Origin of the sequence: Clostridium tepidiprofundi DSM 19306 (assembly GCF_001594005.1) — a bacterium.
GTDB classification, from domain to species: domain Bacteria; phylum Bacillota; class Clostridia; order Clostridiales; family Clostridiaceae; genus Clostridium_AC; species Clostridium_AC tepidiprofundi.
Genome location: NZ_LTBA01000090.1, coordinates 1 through 4,073 on the forward strand (window position 1 = coordinate 1; position 4,073 = coordinate 4,073).

General features: G+C 28.5%; 4 protein-coding genes and 1 pseudogene. 3 read left to right on the forward strand and 2 right to left on the reverse strand.

The window, feature by feature from the left end:
• Both CLTEP_RS13550 and CLTEP_RS13555 read right to left on the reverse strand, forming a co-directional pair.
• A pseudogene (locus CLTEP_RS13550) lies at positions 1 to 238 on the reverse strand (DUF4351 domain-containing protein); the annotation flags it as partial.
• Positions 239 to 328: 90 nt separating this feature from the next.
• Positions 329 to 1,396 (reverse strand): YkvI family membrane protein, encoded by a 1,068-nt coding sequence (locus CLTEP_RS13555; RefSeq protein ID WP_084364999.1) that lies wholly within the window; start codon positions 1,394 to 1,396, stop codon positions 329 to 331.
• A gap of 149 nt (positions 1,397 to 1,545) precedes the next feature.
• On the opposite strand from CLTEP_RS13555, the gene CLTEP_RS13560 reads away from it, so the two are divergent.
• The 3 genes from CLTEP_RS13560 to CLTEP_RS13570 form a co-directional block, all read left to right on the forward strand.
• A complete protein-coding gene (locus CLTEP_RS13560) occupies positions 1,546 to 2,652 on the forward strand; it encodes a hypothetical protein (protein WP_066827570.1) in 1,107 nt (368 codons plus the stop codon).
• A 68-nt stretch (positions 2,653 to 2,720) separates the two neighbouring features.
• Complete coding sequence (mnmL, locus tag CLTEP_RS13565; protein ID WP_066827572.1) at positions 2,721 to 3,683, forward strand: tRNA modification radical SAM protein MnmL/YtqA; 963 nt, start codon at positions 2,721 to 2,723, stop codon at positions 3,681 to 3,683.
• 266 nt (positions 3,684 to 3,949) lie between these two features.
• A partial coding sequence (locus tag CLTEP_RS13570) for a MerR family DNA-binding transcriptional regulator (protein ID WP_153016297.1) occupies positions 3,950 to 4,073 on the forward strand: 124 nt, incomplete at its 3' end.

The window sequence follows — 4,073 nt, forward strand, 5'->3', positions numbered from 1 at the left end:
ATAAAAATCTATTTATGTCTTTTTCTTTATATGTAGTTTGAAATTCAAAGTGGATATAATTACCGTCCTCTGTATAGAAAGTATAATCAGTAAAGTTGGTTTTTATGCTTATATCTTTAATTTCAGTATTAGCAGGTGCTATTATTTTGGTTCTCAAATTAAAGAAATTTACAGCACTTTGCTTGAATATATCCATTGCGGTTTTCATTATAGAATCTTCTATTTTACTGTAATCCATGCGAGTCCTCCTATAAAATAAGTTACACTTATATTATAGCATAAAATGAAGTTTATTATGGATGGAAAATTCTCATTCTCTATTCACTATTCACGCTTTTCTTTTAACATAAAAGCATATGCATTGTATCATGAATATTAAACTAATAAGACCAAATCCAGGATATAATACTTTTATTAAGTTTTTAAATCCGATTTGTGATATTGGTATTGCAATTATCATTACAAGTATGACAGCTTTTTTATAAGAGATATTGAATTTTTGTTCGAGTGTTTTGCCTATGCTGTATATATCAGAAACCTCAGTTGAAAACATTTCGCACCAAATTATGCAAAGCAAAATGATTTGAACTATGGTTCCAAATCTTTTCGCTATATATAAGAGAGGTATTTCGTATTTGAATATATAAGGTATATTACAGCTCAACATAATGTTAATCATAATTGAGAGCATTGTGAGACCTAATGCGCCTATTATGATTCCAGGAATTAGAACATTTTTTTTATTAATTTCTTTGCTTAAAGGAACTAAAACACCGCTACAGCATAGAGTGTTGAAACCAGCATATAAAAGTCCAGATATAAACCATTGAGCGGGCAATATTAGCTGTTTTGAACTTTGAATATTTTTTAAGCTATTTATTTTAATCATATCATTGGAAAATAATATATAGAGTATAAATATTGATACTATTACGGTTGTAAGAGAAGGTACTATAAATGAATTAATAGTTATTAATCCTTTTGTATCACGAAGCAGTGTAAATAGTGATATACATATCATTAATATAATTCCTATCCATTTTGAAACACCGAAATATTGATTGAGAAGTGCTCCGCTTCCTGCCAGAATTATGGCAGCGCTACTTATTAAGAAGAAACCTGTAAATATATCGGTTGCTTTTCCGAAATATCCTGGGCTAACTAAATTTATTAATTGGTTGTAAGAAGATAAATTATGATTGATACTTATAGATACCATAACTGAACAAAATATGATATATAAAAAGCCGCATATTAGTATAGCTATAAAACTTTTATATCCATATGTGGTGAAAAATTGAGTTATTTCTTGTCCGGAAGCTAATCCAGCTCCAACGATTGTTCCAATAAAAACTACAGCAACTTGAAAGAGCATTGTATTTTTATATTTCAAAATTTCTTCCTCCCTTTAGTTTTCTTACTTATAAGTGCATACTTATAGATATTACGAAATAATACAAATAATTACAATTAAAAAATTAATAATTAAAAATTTAATTATGGGGAAAATAAATATAAACTAATGAAATTTAGGAAGGGAACTATATGAATAAAAAAAATTTGATTTTAATTATTGTAATCATGAGTTTTATGCTATTATTAAGTTGTGGTTCAAAAGAGGAAGGTTCCAAGAAAGAATCTGAGAAAAATCAAAGTAAAAGCACATTTGAGATAAAGGTTGCTGAAAATTTGGTTAAGAATTATATGAATTATTTGATGAATGAGAACTATGATGATGCAGTTAAGACGTATGTTGCTGAATTAAGAGATAAGACAAAAATGATAATTTCTAAAGATTTAAAAATTAAAGGATATAATATTATAGATGTAAATGAAGTAGGAAAGAGTGGAGTTTTTAAGATTAGAGTAACTAGAACGGACATAGAAAGACCTTTTTCTGTGTTAGATGAATATACCATAAAAGTAATTAAAGACATATCTGATTATAAAATATCCGATATTAATTGTACATCTGAAAAAGAAGCATTTGTTGAAGAATATGGTATACGACTTAAGAATAAGAACAATGTTGAAACTAAGTTGATTATTGATAAATCAAGTATTCCAGAGTATGCATTTGCACAAGACGATTCTGCTAAAATTAATAGGATTAAAGTACCTAAAAAGAGTTTTGGAAGAATTAATTTTTCATATACGGGTGAAAAGTTGGGTATTACAACTTATGAGAAGGATTCTTTTATTGGTGTTGTTACTATTGATGAATCACTAGTTGTTCAGGGAGGAGTTTCAGGAGGAAGTAGTAATGAAAGTGGTGGAAATAAGAATAAAGGTACTCAAATGGTTGTACGAGAAAAGCCTATTGGCAAAAAAATAATTTCTCTTGATTTATTGAAAGACTCTGTTATTGATTTTATTTCATTTTCTCTAGATGAGAAATTTGTTATGGTTCAGTATAATAAAGCTGGCAGTGGAAAATGCATTAGGGTGTACAATACTGAAAACGGCAATATTATACCTGTTGTTTTTGAAAATGAATATCCTGTTAAGTATGTTGATGTATTGTTTAGTTCATTTGATAATGATATACTGAATTTTAAAGTGGTAAAAAGAAAAGGAATAGAAGAGAATTTAAAAAATATAGTGGGTAAATGGCAGTTGGATTTAAAACAGTTTAAGATAAAGAAGTTATAAATAAAATATATTATACCTCTATGGTTGCATAGAGGTATATTTTGCGGGAGTTTGAAAGGAAGTTGATTATGAGAAAAACTTGGAATGATAAGAGATACCATAGTTTGAATTATTTTTTAAGAAATAAATTTGGAGAAAAAGTATATAAAATTTCATTGGATGCAGGTTTTTCATGTCCTAATAGAGATGGAACAATAGGCAAAGGTGGATGTATATACTGCAGTGAGAGAGGGTCAGGAGATTTCGCTGGCAATAGAGATTTTTCTATTACAAAGCAATTTGAAGACATTAAGGATATCATGAGAAATAAATGGAATTCTGGCAAATATATAGCGTATTTTCAAGCGTATACTAATACTTATGCACCTTTAGATGAACTTAGGAGGAAATATGATGAAGCAGTAGCTCAGGAAGGTGTTATTGCGCTTTCAATAGCAACAAGACCAGATTGTTTGGATGAAGGGGTTCTAGATTTAATAGAAGGGTATAATAAAAAAATATATACATGGGTTGAATTGGGACTTCAGACAATCAATCCTAAAACTTCAAAACTGATAAACAGAGGGCATGATTTGAAAGTTTTTGATGAAGCAGTAGACAATTTAAGAAATAGAGGCATTGACGTTGTTGCTCATGTTATTTTTGGACTACCAGGAGAAACAAAAGAAGATATGCTTAACACTATTGATTATGTAGCACATAAGAACATACAGGGTATAAAAATTCATTTACTTCATTTATTAAAAGGTACTCCTTTGGTGAAGTTATATGAACGGGGTAGATTACGATTTTTAGAGAAAGAAGAATATATTGATTTGATATGTGAAGCTATCACAAGACTTCCACAGAATATGGTTATTCACAGAATGACAGGAGATGCTCCAAGAAAGCTTTTGATAGGTCCTATGTGGAGTTTGAAGAAATGGGAAATTTTGAATGCCATTGATGATAAATTAAAAAACGAAGATTTGTATCAAGGTAAAAACTTTAGTTATGATGTTAAACAGCCAGTAAATATCAATGAGTCCTGACAACTTTAGTATACCAAATTTAAAAAGCAAAAGAACATTAGGCAGTAAATATCAATGAATCTTGATGAAGCAGTATGGCACAAAACAAACCAGCATACTGACTAGTTATTTTTTTGAAAATGTTTAAGTAACGTATAATATTTGTATAGTATTATAAAAATCTTAGTTATGAGGGAGATAACAGTTAACAAAACATTATAAAAGTTTATATAACTTTATTGAATTTATATAATAATTATGTTATAATAAATTCAGAGGTGATGTAAATGAAATATTATTCAATAGGAGAATTTGCAAAACTTATAGATAAAAACCCTCAAACTTTAAGAGAATGGGATAAAAAAGATATATTAAAACCACATCATGTTGCTCCGACAGGATATAGATATT